This window comes from Pseudomonas sp. LBUM1644, assembly GCF_059716195.1.
Map to the genome: position 1 here is coordinate 1,327,527 of NZ_CP166812.1, position 20,864 is coordinate 1,348,390.

Here is a 20,864-nt window from a genome sequence, read left to right on the forward strand (position 1 = left end):
GCAGGCTGCGATCTTTTGATCTTGATTTGACCGCCCAGCCCAACCCTGTTCCCAAAACCATCAATGGCTGGAACAATGCCGGCCACTTTGTAGAACGATTATCCGAGGGAGTTGCGGGTGCAGATTCAGGGTCATTACGAGCTTAAGTTCGAAGCGGTTCGCGAAGCGTTCGCGGCGCTGTTCGACGATCCCCAGGAACGTGGCGCAGCCGTGTGCATCCAGATCGGTGGCGAAACCGTCGTCGACCTCTGGTCCGGTACCGCCGACAAGGATGGCACTGAGGCCTGGCACAGCGACACCCTCGCCAACCTGTTCTCCTGCACCAAGACCTTCACCGCCGTCACCGCCTTGCAACTGGTGGCCGAAGGCAAGCTGCAACTGGATGCACCGGTTGCCCGCTACTGGCCCGAATTCGCCGCCGCCGGCAAGGAAGCCGTGACCCTGCGTCACCTGCTCTGCCACCAGGCCGGTCTGCCGGCGCTGCGCGAATTGCTGGCCCCCGAAGCGCTTTACGACTGGCAAACCATGGTCGATGCCCTGGCCGCTGAATCGCCATGGTGGACACCGGGCGAAGGTCACGGTTATGCCGCGATCACCTATGGCTGGCTGGTGGGCGAGTTGTTGCGCCGCGTCGACGGGCGTGGCCCGGGCGAATCCATCGTCGCTCGTGTCGCCAAACCCTTGGGGCTGGATTTTCATGTCGGTCTGGCGGATGAAGAATTCCATCGCGTGGCGCACATCGCCCGTGGCAAAGGCAATGTCGGCGATGCGGCGGCCCAGCGCCTGCTGCAGGTGACGATGCGCGAACCGACGGCCATGACCACCCGGGCGTTCACCAATCCGCCGTCGATCATGACCAGCACCAACAAACCCGAGTGGCGGCGCATGCAGCAGCCGGCGGCCAACGGCCACGGCAATGCCCGCAGCCTGGCCGGGTTCTACACCGGTCTGCTCGATGGCAGCCTGCTGGAAAGCGAGTTGCTCGACGAACTGACCCGCGAGCACAGCCTCGGCGAAGACAAGACTTTATTGACCCGGACCCGTTTCGGGTTGGGTTGCATGCTCGATCAACCGGACGTGCCCAACGCCACTTTCGGCCTCGGCCCAAGGGCCTTCGGTCATCCCGGCGCAGGCGGTTCCATCGGCTTTGCTGATCCGGAACACGATGTCGCCTTCGGTTTTGTGACAAATACACTGGGCCCGTACGTCTTGATGGATCCACGCGCACAAACGCTTGTGCGAGTACTGGCCACTTGTCTGTAAAACACGCTCGGGGGTTCCAGAATCGGAACCTGACAGCCTTTTCGGATTCAAAGCGTCTGTTTATGCGGGCCTGTCCGGCCTGATTTTTTTCATTTCTTCATTTTTTGTGGATATCCAATGTCAACCAAACCAACCCTCGCTTTGGCACTGTGCTTCGCTATTACCGGTTGCGCGCAAACTCCAAAAAATGATGCCGATGGTGGCAGCTGGTGGCCGTTCGGCTCCTCCGACAAAGTCGCAGCGAAAGACCCGGCTCCCGCTCCCGCACCGTTGAAGCCTGCCGCGACTTCACCGGTGGCCAAGGCCGAAAGCTCAAGCCATTGGTACTGGCCATTCGGTTCGGATGAAGTGCTCGACAAAAAACCAGAAGTAAAACCTGAAGCCAAACCTGTCGAAGTGGCCAAGACTGATGCCGATACCGGTAGCAAGTGGTACTGGCCGTTTGGTGGTAAAGAACAACCCGCCGCCAAAGCCGTACCGATGCCCGATCCAAAAGTGACCCAGGCCTGGCTCGATGATTACGAGCCGCGCCTGCGCGAGGCGATCAAGGACAGCAACCTGAAAATCGAGCGCCGTGAAAACGTCTTGGTGGTTATCGCGCCGGTAGAAGGCTCGTTCAACCCTGATCGTCCGGCCATGCTGCTGCCGGTGACGCTCGGCCCGTTCACTCGCGTTGCGAAAATCCTTGAAGTTGACCCGAAAACCGCCGTGCTGGTCCTCGGTCACAGCGATACCTCGGGCGCCGCACCGGCCAACGTGAAACTGAGTCAGGAACGCGCTCAAGCCGTAGCTGCGATCTTCCGCCTCAGCGGTTTGCAGCGTGATCGCCTGATGCTGCGCGGCATGGGTGGCGAAGCACCGCGTGCAGCCAACGACAGTGTTGAAGGCCGAGCGTTGAACCGTCGCGTCGAACTGCTGGTGACCCCGCAAAACACCATGGTCGCGTTGCTGAGCAAGTACAACATGCCAGCCCCTGCGCCAGTGCGCCTGGTCGCGGCGCAGGACGTCAAGCCCGTGGTCGCACCTGTTACGCCGACCCCAGCCGCGAAAAAAGCAGATGTACCTGCCGCGAAAAAAGCCCCGGCCACGAAAGCCGCTGCCAAGAAAGCGCCCGCTAAAGCTGCGACTCCGGCGAAAAAGGTTGCTCCGGCCAAAGCCGTTGCCGACGCGAAGAAACCTGTCGTCGCCGCCGACACCACCACCACAAAGAAGTGATTTGTTAACCAGAAGGAATGCGCCATGACCAAGGCCCTGGCAGATATGCGTCGCGATTACACTCGGGACGGCTTGACCGAGGCACAAGCCCCGGCCGAGCCTTTCGCGCTGTTCCATCAGTGGTTTGCCGACGCGGTGAAAACCGAACAGGCGCCGGTGGAGGCCAACGCCATGACCTTGGCCACTGTCGATCAGGACGGTCGCCCGCATTGCCGCATTCTGCTGCTCAAGGGCCTGGATCAGCAGGGCTTCACGTTCTTCACCAATTACGACAGCGCCAAGGGACAACACCTGGCCGCGAATCCGTTCGCAGCCATGACTTTTTTCTGGCCAGCCCTGGAGCGTCAGGTACGCATCGAAGGGCGGGTCGCAAAGGTCACCCCCGAGGAATCCGATGCGTATTACCAGGTCCGGCCTCTGGGCAGCCGACTCGGAGCCTGGGCGTCGCCGCAAAGCCGGGTGATCGCCGATCGTGGTGAGCTCGAAGCGCTGCTCAAGAACACCGAGCAACGCTTCAGTGATACCCAGCCTCACTGCCCGGAGCACTGGGGCGGTTACCGTCTGATACCTGAGCGTGTCGAGTTCTGGCAGGGCCGTTCGAGCCGTCTGCACGACCGCCTCAACTACCGTTTGCAGGGCGCCGACTGGATTCTTGAACGTCTGGCACCCTAAGCAGTCTACCGACCGGGATAGCCTGCTGCAGCGGCCTCCAGCCACTGCGACAGGTCCCGACGCTTGATTTTCTGCGCTTGAGCGTTCGCCAACTGTTGGAGCATGAAGGCTTTTTTATGCTCGTCTCCACCGGCCAGGGCTAACGCCAGATCGCGGTCCATCCAGCGTTTGATCCGTACGTACAGCCATCCGTGGAAGTACAAACCGGCGACAGTGGTGACGACAATGATGAAATAATCCATGAAAATCCTTATGCAGCCGACGCAGATTGCAATGTTTGCAGTTACTGTGTGCGGTTCGTGGAGGCGCCTGTACCGGGCCTGAATCAAAACAACTTTATCCGGGCGATGCCGTGACACGCGTCAAGCTGCGGAGTTTAATGAACACCTGTCCTTTGGAGTTGATGCTATGCGTAAGTCTGTTCTGCTGGTTGCTTCCTTTTCCACGATGGCGATGTTGCTCACCGGCTGCCAATCGAGCCTGACCGGTGACTCGTACTCCCGTGACGAAGCGCGTCGGGTACAGACCGTTCGCATGGGCACCATCGAATCCCTGCGTCCGGTCAAGATCGAAGGCACCAAGACCCCAATCGGCGGCGCGGCTGGCGCAGTCGTCGGTGGTGTCGGCGGTAGCGCCATCGGCGGCGGTAAAGGCAGCATCGTTGCCGCGGTCATCGGCGCCGTCGCTGGCGGCCTGCTCGGTTCGGCCACCGAAGAAGGCCTGACCCGTACCCAAGGCGTGGAAATCACCGTCCGCGAAGACGACGGCAGCATGCGCGCCTACGTGCAACAGGTTCAGGAAAACGAAGTGTTCCGCGTGGGGGAGCGGGTTCGGATTTCTACTGTTGGTGGCACGAGCCGCGTTTCGCACTAAGCGGGATAACGGGCAAAAGAAAACCCCGATCAGGCGACTGGTCGGGGTTTTTGTTTGTTAAGGACTGTCACGGCGCGGCGCGGGGGCCTATGAAATATTCCAACCCCTCGGGTAAGTAGATTTCTAATAGTTCGGCAACCTGTAGGATTTGAGTACCTGTCAGTTCCAGCTCTCCAGGCTCTATTTCTTCCAGTTTTTTTGACTCAGTCAATTGAGCCAATGCCTGGTTCATCTCATAGTTTTTGATGGTCAGTTGGAACTGCAATGAATTGTCTTGTTTTTCATCAGGGTAAAAACCGGTGATGGATAGATAGCGCATAATTTTTCTCTTCAGTTTCTTGAGGTTTTTCTACCAAGCTTTGCCTTTTTAGTTCGCTCGCCGGTTACGTGATTGAATTCGCCCAAATGCACTCCGAATTTATCGTAAAGCTCTACGGCACCGCTTTTGGAGTCCCACTCATATATACGGCCTCTGCGGTCTAGCCACCGGGCTCGTTTTTTACCTCCACCTCGAACTGAAACCTTCGGTTTTACGGGGAATGCATCAGGGAAGCCTGGGAGAGTTTCAGGATCATCGTAGTACTTATGATCCCCCGGCATGCTCATCACTACGTAAACCGGCTTCACCAACGACCCCGCCGGAAACACAAGAATGAAATCCTTGTACTCAGGCGGATAAACCGGATTCACAATGATGCTATCCGCCGCTTTCGTCGGCGGATAAACCCAAATATGCGGCGCTTGTGGGGCAGCCTCCAGCTTAGGAATCCCGAGGATGTCGGAACCATCCTCAGCCGGCGTCCAGATCAGTTCTATACCGTCACCGAGGTCAGCCACCTGCTGATTGCCGCGCAAGGCGAACTGCACGACATCAACCATTTCCCAATCGCGGTTCTTGCCGGTGTAGAAGCCGTAGCCCTTGAGACTGCCGTCAGCCTGTTGCTCGACGCTCAGGCGAACTCGAGTGCGGGCCTGTTTGAGTGTTCGCAGTTGGTCTTCGGTGTATAGCGCGCTGTCGCCTAGGCTGGGTACCCAGAATATCGCGGCCAGGCCGGCCAATACCGTTGTGCCGGTAGCGCCGAGTGCTGCGGCCGGTATGGCGAGCGCCGGAAAGCGCAAGGCAAGACGACTGAGGCCAAGCGAAACGGTCGTGCCGCTGATAGTTTCGAGATTCAGCAACCCGCCATCGTCGGCTTCACGAGCCCCCAGCCAAGCAACTTCCCCGTAATCCTTGAGGCTGTCGGTCGGCACCATCCCCGAGGGATTCGAGTAATCGATGATGGCGTCCGGCAGCTTGCAGGACTTGGCGAAGACGCATCCGGCGCGAGTGGACGTTTGCCTTTCTGTCAGGACTTGAAGACTGTCCTCGAAGGCCTGCTGCCTCGCGAGCATGGCGTCGTAAGTGTTTTGCCGGGCGTCCCGCGCAGCCAGCTCGGTGGCGGTCATGTAGCGATGAGTGACGTGATGACCGTCACCTGATGGCGGGTTTTTTACCCTGGGGACTTCCTTGTTGCCAGCCACGGATCTTCCTTGCGTTCGTACGTCGACAGCTCTCTAAAAGGAGCTGTGCGACGTTAACGAACGTGGCTGATCGTGGCTGTAGGACGAATCCGGAATGTCTCTAAGAGTGTTCCGTATTATTCAGGATTGCAGCGCGGCACTCTTGCGACTCGCCATCGCCGTCACCGCATAACCAATCAGCGCCGCCAGAATCGACCCGGTCAAAATCCCCATGCGGTCCATCCCCGCGTAGTCACTGACGCCCGGTTCAAAGGCCAGGGAGCCGACGAACAGGCTCATGGTGAAGCCGATGCCGCAGAGGATCGCCACGCCCAGTACCTGGCCCCAATTGGCGTTTTGGGGGAGGGTGGCGATGCCGATTTTCACCGCCAGCCAGGTCAGGCCGAACACGCCGAGGGTTTTGCCCAACAGCAGGCCCACCGCGATGCCCATCGGTACGTGGTGGGTGAAGCTGTCGACGGTAACGCCGCTCAGGGACAGGCCGGCGTTGGCGAAGGCGAACAGCGGCAGGATGCCATAGGCCACCCACGGGTGCAGCGCGTGCTCCAGTGTCAGCAATGGCGACGGTTCGGCATTCTTGGTGCGCAGAGGAATGCAGAACGCCAGGGTGACACCGGCCAGTGTCGCGTGAACACCGCTCTTGAGTACGCAGACCCACAGGATCAAACCGATGATCATGTACGGCCCGAGCTTGACCACGCCGAGCCGGTTCATTGCGATCAATGCGACGATGCAGGCCCCGGCCAACGCCAGCGAAAGTGTCGAGAGCGTGCCTGAATAGAAGATCGCAATGACGATGATGGCGCCGAGGTCATCGATGATCGCGAGGGTCATCAGGAACAGCTTCAGCGACACCGGCACGCGCTTGCCCAGCAGCGCGAGTACGCCGAGGGCGAAAGCGATGTCGGTGGCCATCGGGATGGCCCAGCCATCAAGGGCTGCGGGGTTATCCCGGTTGAAAAACCAGTAGACCAGCGCGGGCACGACCATGCCGCCAATCGCCGCTGCACCGGGCAGGACCACCTGCGAAGGTTTTGACAGCTGACCGTCGAGGACTTCGCGCTTCACTTCCAGACCGATCAGCAGGAAGAACAGCGCCATCAGGCCATCGTTGATCCACAGCAGTGCCGGTTTGGCGATTTGCAGCGCACCGATCTGCGCCACCACCGGGGTCTCGAGGAAGCTGCTGTAAAGCCACGACAGCGGCGAGTTATTGATGATCAAGGCCAGGGCTGCGGCGGCGATCAATAACAGACCGCTGGCGGCTTCCAACTGAAAGAAACGCGTGAAAGTGCTACGCAGAGGCAAGGTCGCTCTCCATCGATTAATCAAAAGGTGGCACACCCTAACCCGTACCGTTAGTTGTTAAAACAAAAGTTATATTCTTTTTTGTTATATGCCGTTACAGCGCACAGGGTCGGCACGACTCTGAGCCTAGCAGTTGCCAGACGTATTGAAGCCCAGCTGTACCTGTGCGCGATGTAGGATTTTTCCTAAGCTTGTGGGCTGAGCCTTGCGACAAGGCCAACTCAACGAGATCACCACCATGAGCGACAACCGACAGTGGGCCCGTGAAGCCATCCGGATCATCGAGGCCGACTTCCAGCGCAGCGCTGACACTCACCTGATTCCTTTGCCGCTGCCGGGTTTTCCGGGCATCGAATTGTATTTCAAGGATGAGTCCAGCCATCCCACCGGCAGCCTCAAACACCGCTTGGCGCGCTCGCTGTTCCTTTACGCTTTGTGTAATGGCTGGCTCAAACCCGGTGCGCCGGTGATTGAAGCGTCCAGCGGTTCGACGGCGATTTCCGAGGCGTACTTCGCCTGTTTGCTCGGCTTGCCGTTCATTGCGGTGATGCCGGCCACCACCTCGAAAGAGAAGACTGCGCAGATCGCTTTCTATGGTGGCAACAGTCATCTGGTCGACGACCCGACGCAGATCTACGCCGAATCCGAGCGTTTGGCCCGGGAGCACGACGGCCATTTCATCGACCAGTTCACCTACGCCGAACGCGCTACCGACTGGCGAGCGAACAACAACATTGCCGAATCGATCTTCCATCAGATGCGTTTCGAAAAACACCCGGAACCAAGTTGGCTGATCTCCAGCCCTGGCACCGGCGGCACCACCGCGACGCTCGGTCGCTACGTGCGCTATCGCCAGCATTGCACCCGCGTGCTGTGCGCCGATGCCGAGCGTTCGGTGTTCTTTGATTACTACCAGACCGGCGATGCCAGCTTGCGCCTGGATCACGGTTCGCGAATCGAAGGCATTGGCCGGCCACGGGTGGAAGCGTCGTTCCTGCCCAAGGTGATCGATGCGATGGTCAAGGTCCCGGACGCGCTGTCTCTGGCGGCCATGCATTACCTGGCGGAGCATTTGGGACGTCGGGTCGGCGGGTCAAGCGGGACCAATCTGATTGGCGCCTTGATGGCGGCCGGGCAGATGGCGGCGGCGGGGGAGTCGGGGTCGATCGTGGCGATTCTGTGTGATGGCGGCGAGCGGTATGAGACCAGTTATTACGATCAGGATTGGCTCAAGACTCAAGGGTATGAGTTGAGTGGGTTGATGGATATCGTGGCGGCGAGTGTCGAGCGTGGGGAGCCGCTGCCAGCCACCGTGTTGCGCGCCAATATCTGACACACCATAGATCACATGTGGGAGCGGGCTTGCTCGCGAAAGCGGTACGGCATTCAACAGATAAGTTGACTGATATGCCGCCTTCGCGAGCAAGCCCGCTCCCACATTAGCGTTGTATCAGGCTTGCAGGCCGAGGATGTCGCGCGCCACGGCTTCCGCGATGCGAATCCCGTCAACACCCGCCGAGAGAATCCCGCCCGCATAACCCGCGCCTTCACCGGCCGGGAACAAGCCTTTCACGTTCAGGCTCTGCATCGATTCGTCACGGGTAATCCGCAGCGGCGATGACGTGCGGGTTTCGATCCCGGTCAACACCGCATCGTGCAGCGAGTAACCGCGAATCTGCTTCTCGAACGCCGGCAACGCTTCGCGAATGGCTTCGATGGCAAACGCCGGCAAGGCCAGCGCCAGATCACCCAATGCGACACCCGGCTTGTAGGACGGTTCAACGCTGCCCAACTCAGTGGATGGCTTGCCGGCAATGAAATCGCCAACCAACTGCGCCGGTGCTTCGTAGTTGCTGCCGCCCAGCACAAAGGCGTGGGATTCCAGGCGTTCCTGCAACTCGATACCGGCCAGCGGGCCTCCCGGATAATCGACTTCCGGGGTAATCCCGACGACGATCCCGGAGTTGGCATTGCGCTCGTTGCGCGAGTATTGGCTCATGCCGTTGGTGACCACACGGCCCGGCTCGGAAGTCGCCGCCACCACGGTGCCGCCCGGGCACATGCAGAAGCTGTAGACCGAGCGACCGTTCTTGGCGTGGTGCACCAGCTTATAGTCGGCGGCCCCGAGTTTCGGGTGGCCGGCGTACTTGCCCAGGCGTGCGCGGTCGATCAGCGACTGCGGGTGTTCAATGCGGAAGCCGACCGAGAACGGCTTGGCTTCCATGAATACGCCACGGCCGTGGAGCATGCGGAAGGTGTCACGGGCGCTGTGGCCGAGGGCCAGAATCACGTGTTTCGAATGAATCTGTTCGCCGCCATCGAGTTCGACGCCGACCAGTTGGCCGTCCTCGATCAACACGTCGGTGACGCGCTGCTGGAAGCGTACTTCGCCGCCCAAGGCGCGAATCTGCTCACGCATGTTTTCCACAACGCCGGTCAGGCGGAATGTACCGATGTGCGGTTTGCTGACGTAGAGAATTTCTTCCGGCGCGCCCGCCTTGACGAACTCATGCAGGACTTTGCGGCCGATGAATTTCGGGTCCTTGATCTGGCTATAGAGCTTGCCGTCGGAGAATGTCCCCGCGCCGCCTTCACCGAACTGCACGTTGGACTCGGGGTTGAGCACGCCTTTACGCCACAGGCCCCAGGTGTCCTTGGTGCGTTGGCGAACTTCGGTGCCGCGCTCGAGGATGATCGGCTTGAAGCCCATTTGCGCCAGCAACAGCCCGGCGAAAATCCCGCAAGGCCCGAAGCCGACGACGACAGGACGTTGCTCCAGATCGGTCGGCGCCTGGCCGACCACTTTGTAGCTGACATCCGGCGCCACGTTGACGTTACGGTCATCGGCGAATTTGTGCAGCAACGCCGCCTCATCCTTGGCGGTGAGGTCGATGGTGTAGATGAAGCACAGTTCGGAGGACTTTTTGCGCGCATCGTAGCTGCGCTTGAACAAGGTGTAATCGAGCAGGTCATCACTGGCGATGCCCAGGCGCTGCACGATGGCAGGGCGCAGGTCTTCATCGGGATGGTCGATCGGCAGCTTGAGTTCGGTGATTCGTAACATGACAGGATCCGGTTCGCGGGGCGCACAACTGCGCCAAGGCGTTTGAAGCCCGCGATTATAAGCCTCAACGGATGATTCCAGTGAGGCTAAAACGATCAGTCGCTGCGTGATCCGCCGAAATACCCGCAGCCACGCTGAACCTGGCCATCGATGCGCAGTTCGGCGCTCAGGTGCTGAACGCTGCCGGTGCTGCTGTCGACGCAGCGTTGTGGCGCGACCCACAGTTCAATGTGCTGGTTATTGGCTTCCGTGCTGAGATTGAAACGGCCGTCGCCCAGTTGCTCTTCAACGTATGGCACGGCCAACGGTGGCTGGCCGGCGCGATCGATAACCAGGCCTTTGCCGCTGACCTTGATGTTCCACTCGGGCGAGTGACCGGCCGCGCGCAGGATCAGCAATTTGAAGTTCGGGTCGTCGCACGCGGTGCCCGAGCGCTCGACACGGTACAACTGCTCCAGATCGAGGCGACTGTCGACAATCCGCCCACGCACATCGGCGAACAACTGGCCTTTCTTATCGGCAAGGCTCGAGGCCTCCTGCAGAACGCTGGTGCCGCCCGTGTCGTTGACCACGTAGCTGCGTTGTTCGTTGCACGGCTGGAACAGCAGTTTGCCGTCGGCCGCCGTCAACTGGCCTTGCAGGCGGGTCTGGCCGACGTGGCTGGCGCTTTCACGCGGGCCGTCGAGCAACTGGCAGGCTGCGAACAGGGGAAGCAGGGCGACAAGGACTAAGGAACGGGCAACACGCATCTTTGGCTCTCCAGACAAGTGCCGCCACGTTACTCAGCCTGACCGTTCATCACAACCCCACATTGAACTTGCATTGTGTAGGCGCTGCCGCAGGCTGCGATCTTTTGAGGTTGATTGATAAGATCAAAAGATCGCAGCCTGCGGCAGCTCCTACAGGGGGCTCAGCCGACGTGGAAGGTTTGGCCGGTTTGCAGGCCTTCTACGCTTTTGGCGTAGGCCAGTGCCACGTCGGCTGCCGGAACCGGTTTGTAACCGCGGAAGTACGGCGCGTAGCTGCCCATGGCTTCGACCAGCACGTTAGGGCTCACTGAATTGACGCGCAGCCCGCGCGGCAGTTCGATGGCTGCCGAACGAACGAAGCTGTCGAGGGCACCGTTGACCAGCGCTGCCGAAGCGCCGCTGCGGATCGGGTCGTGGCTGAGCACGCCGGTGGTGAAGGTGAACGACGCGCCGTCGTTGGCGAATTCGCGGCCGATCAGCAGCAGGTTGACCTGACCCATCAACTTGTCTTTCAGGCCCAGGGCGAAGCTTTCTTCAGTCATCTCGCTCAACGGCGCAAACGTTACGTTGCCGGCGGCGCAGACCAATGCGTCGAACTTGCCGGTTTGTTCAAACAATTTGCGAATCGAGGCGCTGTCGCTGATATCCACATGGAAATCACCGCTGGTTCGGCCGATGCGGATGACTTCGTGACGTTCGGACAGCTCCTTGTCGACCGCCGAACCGATGGTGCCGCCTGCGCCTATCAAAAGAATTTTCATGGTGATCCTCGGGTGAGTTGAAAGAGATCTCAGTCTAGAGTGGTTTTTTCCATTAATAAGCGCACTAATAGGCAACCTTTGGTTTTCAAATGGAAACAGTCCATGAGCGAGATGGATGATCTGGCGGCGTTTGCGGTGTTGATCGAAGCCGGGAGTTTCACCTTGGCGGCGCAGCAACTGGGCTGCAGCAAGGGCCAGTTATCCAAGCGCATTAGTCTGCTGGAAACACGGTTTTCTGTGGTCCTGTTGCAACGTACAACCCGCCGCTTGAGTCTGACGGCGGCGGGTGCTGCGCTGTTGCCGCAAGCCCAGGCGTTGGTAGTACAAGTCGAGAGGGCGCGTCAGGCATTGGCGCGGTTGAAGGACGACATGGTCGGGCCTGTGCGTATGACGGTTCCGGTTTCGTTGGGGGAAACCTTCTTCGATGGCTTGTTGCTGGAGTTTTCCAGCAAGTACCCCGACGTGCAGATCGAACTGGACCTGAGCAATAACTTCCGGGACTTGTCCCGCGACGGGTTTGACCTGGCGGTTCGCTCCGAGGTGGGCAACGACGAGCGCCTGGTGGCCCGGCCGCTACTGGCCTGGCACGAAATGACCTGCGCCAGTGCGGCCTACCTTCAACACTATGGCGAACCGTCGACGCCGCAATCCCTCGCCGAACACCGCTGCCTGCTCAATAGTCACTACAGCGGTCGCGAAGAGTGGCTCTATCACCAGCAACACGAGTTGCTGCGGGTGCGGGTATCGGGACCGTTCGCCAGCAACCACTACAGCCTGCTGAAGAAAGCCGCGCTGGCTGGCGCCGGCATTGCGCGATTGCCATCCTACTTGCTGCAAGCGGAATTGGCTGATGGACGTTTGCGCTGGCTCCTGCGCGATTATCAGACCCGGAGGATGCCGATGTACCTGGTGCATCCGTATCAGGGCGGTTTACCGAAACGCACTCAAGTGCTGGCGGACTATCTGATCGACTGGTTCAAGCGCAGTGGTGAGGCGCTGGATCGGCTTCAACGATAACAGTTGCCAACGCCAATCCCTGTAGGAGCTGCCGCAGGCTGCGATCTTTTGATCTGGCTCTTAATCTTCAGCGGTCTTGAAAACATCAAGATCAAAAGATCGCAGCCTGCGGCAGCTCCTACAGGGGATCTGCATTGTTTTGAGGCAGGGATAAAAAAACGGCCCGAAGGCCGTTTGTTGTTTACCGCAAAGGCTTAACCACCGAGGTACGCATCACGCACTTTCGGATCGGTCAGCAGCGCTTCACCGGTGCCTTGCATCACCACCCGGCCGTTCTCCAGAACGTACGCGCGGTCGGCAATTTTCAGCGCCTGATTGGCGTTCTGCTCGACCAGGAACACCGTCACACCGTCCTTGCGCAGTTGTTCGATGATATCGAAGATCTGCTGGATGATGATCGGCGCCAGACCCAGTGACGGCTCGTCGAGCAGCAGCAGCTTGGGTTTGCTCATCAGCGCACGGCCGATGGCGAGCATCTGCTGTTCGCCGCCGGACATGGTGCCGCCGCGCTGGGCGAAACGTTCTTTCAGGCGTGGGAAAAGTCCGAGAACCTTGTCCATCTGTTCCTGATAGTCGCCCTTGTCGGTGAAGAACCCGCCCATGGCGAGGTTTTCTTCCACGGTCAGACGGGCGAACACCCGACGACCTTCCGGCACCACGGCAATGCTCTTGCGCATGATCTGCGCCGAGGTTTGCCCCACGAGTTCTTCACCCATGTACTTGATGCTGCCGCTGTGGGCCTGCGGCGAACCGCAAAGCGTCATCAGCAGGGTGGATTTGCCTGCGCCGTTGGCACCGATCAGCGTGACGATTTCGCCTTGGCGGATCTCCACGTTCACGCCGTGCAAGGCCTGGATCTTGCCGTAGAAGGTGGAAACGTTTTCGAATTGCAGCATTTACGCTTCCCCCAGGTAGGCTTTGATCACTTCAGGATTGTCGCGGATCTGTTCCGGCGTGCCGTTGGCCAGGGGCGTGCCCTGGTTGATCACGACGATGTGGTCGGAAATGCTCATGACCAGCTTCATGTCGTGTTCGATCAACAGCACCGTGACGTCGTGCTCTTCACGCAGCACGCTGATCAGCGCCTTGAGGTCTTCGGTTTCCTTCGGGTTCAGGCCGGCAGCCGGTTCGTCGAGCATGAGGATCCGCGGACGAGTCATCATGCAGCGAGCGATTTCCAGGCGACGTTGCTGACCGTAGGCCAGGGTGCCGGCTGGACGGTTGGCGAACGCCTTGAGGTTGACCTTGTCCAGCCAGTACTCGGCGAACTCCATGGCCTCGCGTTCGCTTTTGCGGAACGCCGGGGTCTTGAACAAACCGGCCAGGAAATTGGTGTTCAGGTGACGATGTTGCGCGATCAAGAGGTTCTCGACCGCGGTCATGTCCTTGAACAACCGCACGTTCTGGAAGGTGCGCACCACGCCTTTGCGGGCGATCTCGTGGCCGGGCAAGCCTTCAATCGCCTGGCCATCGAGCAGGATGCTGCCGCCACTCGGCTTGTAGAAGCCGGTCAGGCAGTTGAACACGGTGGTCTTGCCGGCGCCGTTAGGGCCGATCAGCGCCACGACCTGTTTTTCATGCACGGTCAGGGCCACGCCGTTGACCGCCAGCAAGCCGCCGAAGCGCATGCTCAGATTTTCGACTTTAAGGATCTCGCGGCTCATTTGCGCAGCTCCATGTGAGGACGTTGCATGGGCAGCAGGCCTTGAGGACGCCAGATCATCATCAGCACCATCAAGGCGCCGAACATCAACATGCGGTATTCACTGAACTCACGCATCATTTCCGGCAACAGGATCATCACCGTGGCGGCGAGCACGACGCCCAGTTGCGAGCCCATGCCACCGAGCACCACGATGGCGAGGATGGTCGCCGACTCGATGAAGGTGAAGGACTCGGGTGTCACCAGACCCTGACGCGCAGCGAAGAAGCTACCGGCGAAACCGGCGAAGCACGCACCGAGGGTGAACGCCGAAAGCTTGATGATCGTAGGGTTGAGGCCCAACGCTCGGCAGGCGATTTCGTCTTCACGCAGCGCTTCCCAGGCACGGCCCAACGGCATGCGCAGCAAGCGGTTGATGACGAACAGCGCGAACAACGACAACAACACCGCGATCAGGTAAAGGAAAATCACCTTGTTCACCGGGTTGTAGACCAGACCGAAATACTCGTGGAAGGTCTGCATACCCTCTGCGGCCGTTTTATCGAAGCTCAGCCCGAAAAGCGTTGGCTTGGGAATGTTGCTGATGCCGTTCGGGCCGCCAGTGATATCGGTCAGGTTACGCAGGAACAGGCGAATGATTTCACCGAAGCCGAGTGTCACGATGGCCAGGTAGTCACCGCGCAGACGCAGCACCGGGAAGCCGAGCAGGAAGCCAAAGGTGGCCGCCATCAGGCCGGCGATCGGCAGGCAGATCCAGAAGCTCAGACCGTAGTAATGCGACAGCAATGCATAACTGTAGGCACCGACGGCATAGAAGCCGACGTAACCGAGGTCGAGCAGGCCGGCCAGGCCGACCACGATGTTCAAGCCGAGGCCGAGCATCACGTAGATCAGCACCAGGGTGGCGATATCGACCGCACCGCGAGAGCCGAAGAACGGCCAGACCAGGGCACCGATGATCAACGCAATGATGATCCAGCGCTGGGTGGTCGGCAGGGTCAGGAAGTTACTGGCCTTGGCCGGCATGACCGGCATGTTCGGCGAGGATTTCCACGCCGCGCTGATCTGCTGGTCGAACAGCACCCGCAGGAACATCAGCACCGAGCACACGGCGATGGTGATCAGCGTTGCAGTACTGGTGCCATGCACTTCGAGGTTGATGCCGACGATGGTCAGTTTCAGACCGAGTACCGGGTAGGCAACGGCCCACACCAGCAAGGCGCTGAACAACGCCTGTTTAAGATTCCTAGTCATACTTTTTCAACCTCCGGACGGCCCAACAGGCCGGTTGGCCGGAACAACAACACCAGAACCAATAGGCCGAACGCGACGACGTCCTTGTACTGGTCGCCGAAGATGTCGGCACCAAAGGCTTCCGCCACCCCCAGAACGATCCCGCCGAGCATGGCGCCGGGGATGCTGCCGATACCACCCAATACTGCGGCGGTGAAGGCCTTGAGGCCGACCAGGAAACCGGCGTTCGGGTTGATCACGCCGTATTGCATGCTCAGCAGAACGGCCGCGATGGCCGCCAGTGCGGCACCGATGACGAAGGTCAGGGCGATGATGTTGTTGGTGTTGATGCCCAGCAGGTTGGCCATCTTGATGTCTTCGGCGCAGGCGCGGCAGGCGCGACCCAGGCGAGAGCGGGAGATGAACAGCGTCAGGCCGAGCATGGCGACCAGGGTCACCACGAACACCACGATTTGCATGTAGGAAATCAGCACTTCTTGTGCGCCACCTGGCCCGATGGAGAAGTTGCCGGGGATCAGGTTGGGGATGGATTTGTCCTTGGAGTCTTGCGCCAGCAGAACCGTGTTCTGCAGGAAGATCGACATGCCGATGGCGGAAATCAGCGGGATCAGACGGTTACTGCCGCGCAAGGGGCGGTAGGCAATCCGTTCGATGCTGTAGCCGTAGGCACTGGTCACGACGATGGTCGCGAGGAAAGCGGCGGTCATCAACAGCGGAACGCTGTCGAGTCCCATCATGGACAGGCCTGCGATGGCGATGAACGCCACGTAGGAACCGATCATATACACCTCGCCGTGGGCGAAGTTGATCATTCCAATGATGCCGTAAACCATCGTATAGCCGATGGCGATCAGGGCATACGTGCTGCCAATGGTCAGACCATTAACCAGCTGTTGGAAAAAGTGATAGATGTCAGGCATTACAGCGCTCCTAAAAACCTGATACGCATTTCACTGGTGGAGTCATTTTCCCGCTCGAGCCCCGTGGATCTGCATCCACTTCGAACGCGAGGTTTGCCAGCGAACCGCTGATGACGGTTTTGAGATTTTCAGGTGGGGAGACTGGCGGATCACGCCAGCGCGGCCCTATACGTTCGTAAAACAAAGCCCACGGCACGCCGTGGGCTTTATTGGCAGTCAGTCAGGCAACGCCTTACTGAGGTGAAGCTTCAGTTTTAGGTTTGCCGAAGTGCCACTCGTAAACCACGAATTTGAAGTCTTTCAGGTCGCCCTTGGCGTCGAAGCTCAGATCGCCAGTCGGGGTTTTGAAAGTGCCTGCGTGGATGGCAGCAGCCACTTTCGCAGGGTCTTCGCTCTTGGCGGCAGTGATGCCGTCGGCGATGACTTCAACAGCCGAGTAGGCCGGGAACACGAACGGACCGCTCGGGTCTTCTTTCTTCGCTTTGAACGCGTCAGCCAGGGCAACGTTGGCCGGATCCTGGTCGAAGGATTTCGGCAAGGTCACCAGCAGGCCTTCGGAAGCTTCCTTGGCGATCTGCGAGATGGAGTCGTTACCCACGCCTTCCGGACCCATGAACTTGGCTTTCAGGCCTTTTTCCTGTGCTTGACGCAGGATCAGACCCAGCTCCGGGTGGTAGCCGCCGTAGTAGACGAAGTCGACGTTGGCTTGCTTGAGCTTGGCGATGATCGAGGAGAAATCCTTGTCGCCGGCGTTGATACCTTCGAATACGGCAACTTTTACGTTTTTGCCTTCGAGGGTTTTCTTCACGGCGGTGGCGATGCCTTCACCGTATTGCTGTTTGTCGTGCAGGACAGCAACGATTTTCGGTTTGACGTGATCGGCAATGTAGTTACCGGCGGCAGGGCCTTGGGCGCTGTCCAGGCCGATGGTGCGGAACACCATTTTGTAACCACGAGCGGTGATGTCCGGGCTGGTGGCAGCCGGGGTGATCATGATCACGCCTTCGTCTTCGTAGATGTCCGAAGCCGGTTGAGTGGAGCTGGAGCACAGGTGGCCAACCACGAACTTGACGCCGTCGTTGACGACCTTGTTCGCGACCGCTACCGCTTGTTTTGGATCACAGGCGTCATCGTATTCAACGGCTTCGAGTTTCTTGCCGTCTACGCCGCCCTTGGCGTTGATTTGTTCGATGGCCATTTTGGCGCCACTGAACTGCATGTCGCCGTATTGGGCTACAGGACCGGTCTTAGGGCCGGCGATGCCGATCTTGATGGTGTCAGCTGCGAACGAATGGCTGGCAACCCCGGCCAGAACCATAGCGGCAAACAGTTTGGAAATCTGCTTAGTAGCCTTAGTCATAGTGCTCCACTCTTACTGTTGTAGTTTTTATAGTCCTGGCGCCGTAGCAACAGAACCGGGTCAGATATATTCGATATCCCCCGGAAAATTGCCCCCGGCAACTGTACCGGTACAGTGTAGAGCGCCGATTGTCAGCCTGGGAAGGCAGCGCCGGGGGGCAAAACCTGAGGGTGTCGCTTTTTTGAAAGAAAAAGACAGAATTGCGGCGGGGGTTCACGCTGAATTATCAGCAATCCTTGGCTTTCCTGCTGTTTTCATTCGATGACGCAATTGCATCCGGGTTTTTCTGCCAGACCACCAACGTTATCATTCGCGTCGATTTCTTTTCCGGACAGGACCCATGACTCAAGAACCTAGCACCCTCTATGCCAAGCTGCTTGGTGAAACCGCATCTATTACCTGGAAAGAGCTGGAGCCGTTCTTCGCCAAGGGTGCCCTATTGTGGGTCGACCCCGGTCTGGATTTGATCGCCGCCGCTGAAGCCGTGGCGACCGATGAAGGCGAGAAAGTGGCTGCCTGGCTGGCTGCCGACAAAGTCGCCAAGCTGTCTGAATCACGGGCGCTGGATCTTTTCGAACGGGATCCAGAGTTGTGGGCGGTGGTGGTTTCGCCGTGGATTTTGATCCAGGAAAGGGCGGCAGTCTGAGCCTCTGCACTTTATTGGTGCGCTTTTTTTGCCGGGGAAGTGTGTAGCCGAGTAGCGTGATGGCATGTTGCCGTAGAGAAAGGCCACAGAAGGGTCTTGGCGAGGGTGACGTAAACGTAACGGGGACAGTTTTGTGAGCAGGCTTTGGGCTGCTTAATTGTTTCTGGATGTTGTAAAAGATCAAAAGATCGCAGCCTTCGGCAGCTCCTACAAGGGCATGTGTACACCTGTAGGAGCTGCCGAAGGCTGCGATCTTTTGGGGGCGCTTAAATCAAGCGGTCTTGCCGGTGTGGTTATTGAGCGAAATAACCTTGGTCTTGCCAATCCGGTGACGATAAATCTCACGCAAGTACTTGATCGCCTTCTTCACGCAGTCCCGGGACAGGCGGATGTCGTTGATCGAGACGAACTTTTCCTTGTCGTTGATCAGCTCACGGTACTTTTTCTCGTACATCGGCTTGATCGCGTACCAGTTGGTGTCGAGGATCTTCGCCGGGTTCTCGAATTCGTTGAGCAAGTCATCGATCCGGTCTTCGTCGAATTCTTCATTGATGATGAAGTCCAGGATCGAGTTGTCCAGGGTGTCATCAAAGCGGTACGGGTTTTTCGCAAAGCAACGCTTGATGAACGCCACGATCAGGGTCAGGAAATCGTCCGACAGGCACGGGCTTTTGGCGATCAACGTGGTCAACGACAAGTTCGCCGAAGCGCCGATCACTAGCGCGTAGCGCTTGAGCGTGGTGTTCGGGAACAGGCTGTTGAGGTGCGTCTTCAACCGGTTCAGGTCCATGTAGGACAACTTGTAGTCTTTGGGCAACGAAACGATCGACACCACCGATGAGCAGTTCTTGAAGAAGTGCAGGTCGTGCAACGCGGCCGCGTCATAACCCGAATTCTTGTACTGCTCCAGCGAGGCGCGATAGCGCTTGGACTCGATCGGCAACAGGCTGATGCCTTCGATGGCCTGGGTAACCTTGTTGAAGTGCGGCAGGTCGATGGAGCGGAAGAACAGGTCGTCGATGTTCAGGCGCTGGGGCTCTTTCTCGAACACCTTGAATTTGTCGTTGCTCGGCACCGGGGTTTCCGGCACCACGGACTCGGCGTAGGCAATCGCCACGGGGCCGGCCAGACTCATGAACAGGTCGTTGGCGTCGAGGCGAATGGTCTCGCCGATATCAATGCCGGCCCGACGGAAATAGTTCTGGTCGTAGTCAGTCGTGACTGCCTGCGCCGTCAGAATGTTGAAGATCTGCTGCGAGATGTACTGGTTGGCGTGCTTTTCCATCGCGTTGACGTCGATGTTCTGGATGTTGCCGTCATCGCTTTCTTCGGCATACCGCATGATGTCGTTGGAGATCAGCATCATCGCGTTCCACGGGCGGATACGGCCCATGACGCTGGCTTCACTGCTGTCTTCGTTGGCGAAGTTGTAGGAGAAGTCCCACTCTTCCGACAGGTATTTGCACAGCAGGCGACCGGCGTTGATGTGCAGCGCCTCGGACATTTCACTGCGGTGATCGGAAATGTTCGGCAGTACGCAAATGCCGCTGGTGAAGATCGGCTCGAAGACGAAGGAATGACCGCTCTTGCCGTCGTGCTCGTCCATCGGTTTGGTGTCGAACGTTTTGTTCATGTACGAGTGCTGCTGGGCCAGGCCGAATTCCGAGGCCATGCCCGAACCGGTACCGCCGCCGGCACTGAAGATCGAGAAATACAGGCGGGACTGGTTGGCCTTGATCCCGCAGCTGTCGATCAGGTACGAGTGAATCATCTTCCAGTCCGGGCTGGAGAAACGCTGGGTGTCCTTGTTCAGGATGATCTTGGCCAGGTATTGGCCGAGGATCGGCGCGTTACCGGCGCCACCGGCGTGGACTTCCGACAAGTCCATGATTTTCATTTTGCTGTAGTCGCGCAGGAATCCGCTTTTTTCGCCTTTACGCGAAAAACGGATGCGCCCGGCGATGTCTTTGTCCAAGTCACCCAGCATGACCAGCGGTTCCACCAGGAACACCGGTTTGGCGCCTTTGTTGGTCCCCAGGCGCAGGTTGTTACGAATCCATTGTGCCGGGCTGTAGCCTTTTTCCGCATAGCGTTTGTCTGGCGACAGACGGTCTTCGTTATTGAACTCGTTGAGGTAGAACTTGCGGGCGTTGTACACCAGCTCCGCGACGTCCAGCGCGATGTTCGAGCCGCAGCGTCCCAGTCCGATCAGGCACACCGACGGGAATTCCTGGTCGCTGTGATGTTCGCTGTCGCCTTCCAGATGCGGTGGGCGCGGGAACACCATGTCGCGCAAGCCGTCGAGGTTATCGAGGATGCGGTCGGTGTTGGTTTCGGTGAAGTAAAGGTATTGCTGAGTAGCCAACGGGCGAGACGGGATCAATGGCTTCGACGATGAGGGGCTGTTCGCCGCGGGGCTCAGTGTCAGATCGGAAACCGTAGTGGCCGGATTAGTTTTAGAAGTCATTGGGCGCCATGTACCTGGGCTGTTTGGCTCGGCGACAAGCTATCGTCGAACCATCACGGAATGGGGTCTCGCGTCTTTTTTTAGCGCGTATTTGGCCCGAGCGTCAGGACT

General features: G+C 58.8%; 20 protein-coding genes. 7 read left to right on the forward strand and 13 right to left on the reverse strand.

The annotated features are described in order from the left end of the window. The first annotated feature begins 117 nt into the window (after window positions 1–117). The 3 genes from ACA052_RS06055 (at window position 118) to pdxH (ending at window position 3,150) form a co-directional block, all read left to right on the forward strand. Window positions 118–1,263 carry a serine hydrolase domain-containing protein gene (locus tag ACA052_RS06055; protein ID WP_497648828.1) on the forward strand — a complete coding sequence of 382 codons (1,146 nt, stop codon included), beginning with the start codon at window positions 118–120 and terminating at the stop codon, window positions 1,261–1,263. Between the two features lie 117 nt (window positions 1,264–1,380). After that, on the forward strand, window positions 1,381–2,478 hold the full coding sequence (locus ACA052_RS06060) for an OmpA family protein (protein WP_497648829.1): 1,098 nt from the start codon (window positions 1,381–1,383) through the stop codon (window positions 2,476–2,478). A gap of 24 nt (window positions 2,479–2,502) precedes the next feature. Then, complete coding sequence (gene pdxH / locus ACA052_RS06065; protein WP_497648830.1) at window positions 2,503–3,150, forward strand: pyridoxamine 5'-phosphate oxidase; 648 nt, start codon at window positions 2,503–2,505, stop codon at window positions 3,148–3,150. 5 nt (window positions 3,151–3,155) lie between these two features. On the opposite strand, the gene ACA052_RS06070 is transcribed toward pdxH, so the two are convergent. Next, complete coding sequence (locus ACA052_RS06070) at window positions 3,156–3,392, reverse strand: hypothetical protein (protein WP_497648831.1); 237 nt, start codon at window positions 3,390–3,392, stop codon at window positions 3,156–3,158. Between the two features lie 166 nt (window positions 3,393–3,558). Here ACA052_RS06070 and ACA052_RS06075 point away from each other — a divergent pair, with 166 nt between their 5' ends. Next, entirely contained in the window at window positions 3,559–4,023 is a 465-nt protein-coding gene (locus ACA052_RS06075; protein ID WP_497648832.1) for an outer membrane lipoprotein, read from the forward strand. 67 nt (window positions 4,024–4,090) lie between these two features. Here the strand turns inward: ACA052_RS06075 and ACA052_RS06080 are convergent, their stop codons facing one another. From ACA052_RS06080 to nhaA, 3 genes are all read right to left on the reverse strand, one after another. After that, window positions 4,091–4,342 carry a pyocin S6 family toxin immunity protein gene (locus tag ACA052_RS06080; RefSeq protein WP_497648833.1) on the reverse strand — a complete coding sequence of 84 codons (252 nt, stop codon included), beginning with the start codon at window positions 4,340–4,342 and terminating at the stop codon, window positions 4,091–4,093. Between the two features lie 11 nt (window positions 4,343–4,353). Further along, window positions 4,354–5,544: an S-type pyocin domain-containing protein gene (locus tag ACA052_RS06085; protein ID WP_497648834.1), complete on the reverse strand. Its 1,191-nt coding sequence runs from the start codon at window positions 5,542–5,544 to the stop codon at window positions 4,354–4,356. A gap of 120 nt (window positions 5,545–5,664) precedes the next feature. Continuing rightward, entirely contained in the window at window positions 5,665–6,852 is a 1,188-nt protein-coding gene (gene nhaA / locus ACA052_RS06090) for a Na+/H+ antiporter NhaA (RefSeq protein WP_497648835.1), read from the reverse strand. Between the two features lie 238 nt (window positions 6,853–7,090). On the opposite strand from nhaA, the gene ACA052_RS06095 reads away from it, so the two are divergent. Continuing rightward, window positions 7,091–8,185, forward strand: a complete 1,095-nt coding sequence (locus ACA052_RS06095; protein ID WP_497648836.1) for a PLP-dependent cysteine synthase family protein — start codon at window positions 7,091–7,093, stop codon at window positions 8,183–8,185. A 117-nt stretch (window positions 8,186–8,302) separates the two neighbouring features. On the opposite strand, the gene ACA052_RS06100 is transcribed toward ACA052_RS06095, so the two are convergent. From ACA052_RS06100 to ACA052_RS06110, 3 genes are all read right to left on the reverse strand, one after another. Continuing rightward, on the reverse strand, window positions 8,303–9,916 hold the full coding sequence (locus ACA052_RS06100; RefSeq protein WP_497648837.1) for an NAD(P)/FAD-dependent oxidoreductase: 1,614 nt from the start codon (window positions 9,914–9,916) through the stop codon (window positions 8,303–8,305). A gap of 95 nt (window positions 9,917–10,011) precedes the next feature. After that, window positions 10,012–10,665 (reverse strand): COG3650 family protein, encoded by a 654-nt coding sequence (locus ACA052_RS06105; RefSeq protein ID WP_497648838.1) that lies wholly within the window; start codon window positions 10,663–10,665, stop codon window positions 10,012–10,014. A 161-nt stretch (window positions 10,666–10,826) separates the two neighbouring features. Continuing rightward, entirely contained in the window at window positions 10,827–11,426 is a 600-nt protein-coding gene (locus tag ACA052_RS06110; protein ID WP_497648839.1) for a short chain dehydrogenase, read from the reverse strand. Between the two features lie 102 nt (window positions 11,427–11,528). On the opposite strand from ACA052_RS06110, the gene ACA052_RS06115 reads away from it, so the two are divergent. Beyond that, window positions 11,529–12,443: a LysR family transcriptional regulator gene (locus ACA052_RS06115; RefSeq protein WP_497648840.1), complete on the forward strand. Its 915-nt coding sequence runs from the start codon at window positions 11,529–11,531 to the stop codon at window positions 12,441–12,443. Between the two features lie 194 nt (window positions 12,444–12,637). On the opposite strand, the gene ACA052_RS06120 is transcribed toward ACA052_RS06115, so the two are convergent. The 5 genes from ACA052_RS06120 to ACA052_RS06140 all read right to left on the reverse strand — a co-directional run bounded on the left by ACA052_RS06120 (window position 12,638) and on the right by ACA052_RS06140 (window position 17,640). Beyond that, window positions 12,638–13,339 carry an ABC transporter ATP-binding protein gene (locus ACA052_RS06120; protein ID WP_497648841.1) on the reverse strand — a complete coding sequence of 234 codons (702 nt, stop codon included), beginning with the start codon at window positions 13,337–13,339 and terminating at the stop codon, window positions 12,638–12,640. After that, on the reverse strand, window positions 13,340–14,107 hold the full coding sequence (gene livG / locus ACA052_RS06125) for a high-affinity branched-chain amino acid ABC transporter ATP-binding protein LivG (RefSeq protein WP_497648842.1): 768 nt from the start codon (window positions 14,105–14,107) through the stop codon (window positions 13,340–13,342). Then, window positions 14,104–15,360, reverse strand: coding sequence for a high-affinity branched-chain amino acid ABC transporter permease LivM (locus tag ACA052_RS06130; protein ID WP_497648843.1), 1,257 nt, complete (start codon window positions 15,358–15,360; stop codon window positions 14,104–14,106). The genes livG and ACA052_RS06130 overlap by 4 nt, the downstream gene beginning before the upstream one ends. Beyond that, window positions 15,357–16,280 carry a high-affinity branched-chain amino acid ABC transporter permease LivH gene (gene livH, locus ACA052_RS06135; protein WP_123366879.1) on the reverse strand — a complete coding sequence of 308 codons (924 nt, stop codon included), beginning with the start codon at window positions 16,278–16,280 and terminating at the stop codon, window positions 15,357–15,359. The genes ACA052_RS06130 and livH overlap by 4 nt, the downstream gene beginning before the upstream one ends. A gap of 232 nt (window positions 16,281–16,512) precedes the next feature. Then, window positions 16,513–17,640: a branched-chain amino acid ABC transporter substrate-binding protein gene (locus tag ACA052_RS06140; protein WP_497648844.1), complete on the reverse strand. Its 1,128-nt coding sequence runs from the start codon at window positions 17,638–17,640 to the stop codon at window positions 16,513–16,515. Window positions 17,641–17,980: 340 nt separating this feature from the next. On the opposite strand from ACA052_RS06140, the gene ACA052_RS06145 reads away from it, so the two are divergent. Continuing rightward, entirely contained in the window at window positions 17,981–18,286 is a 306-nt protein-coding gene (locus tag ACA052_RS06145; RefSeq protein ID WP_497648845.1) for a DUF2288 domain-containing protein, read from the forward strand. A 271-nt stretch (window positions 18,287–18,557) separates the two neighbouring features. Here the strand turns inward: ACA052_RS06145 and ACA052_RS06150 are convergent, their stop codons facing one another. Then, window positions 18,558–20,753 carry a hypothetical protein gene (locus ACA052_RS06150; protein WP_497648846.1) on the reverse strand — a complete coding sequence of 732 codons (2,196 nt, stop codon included), beginning with the start codon at window positions 20,751–20,753 and terminating at the stop codon, window positions 18,558–18,560. Window positions 20,754–20,864: the final 111 nt, after the last annotated feature.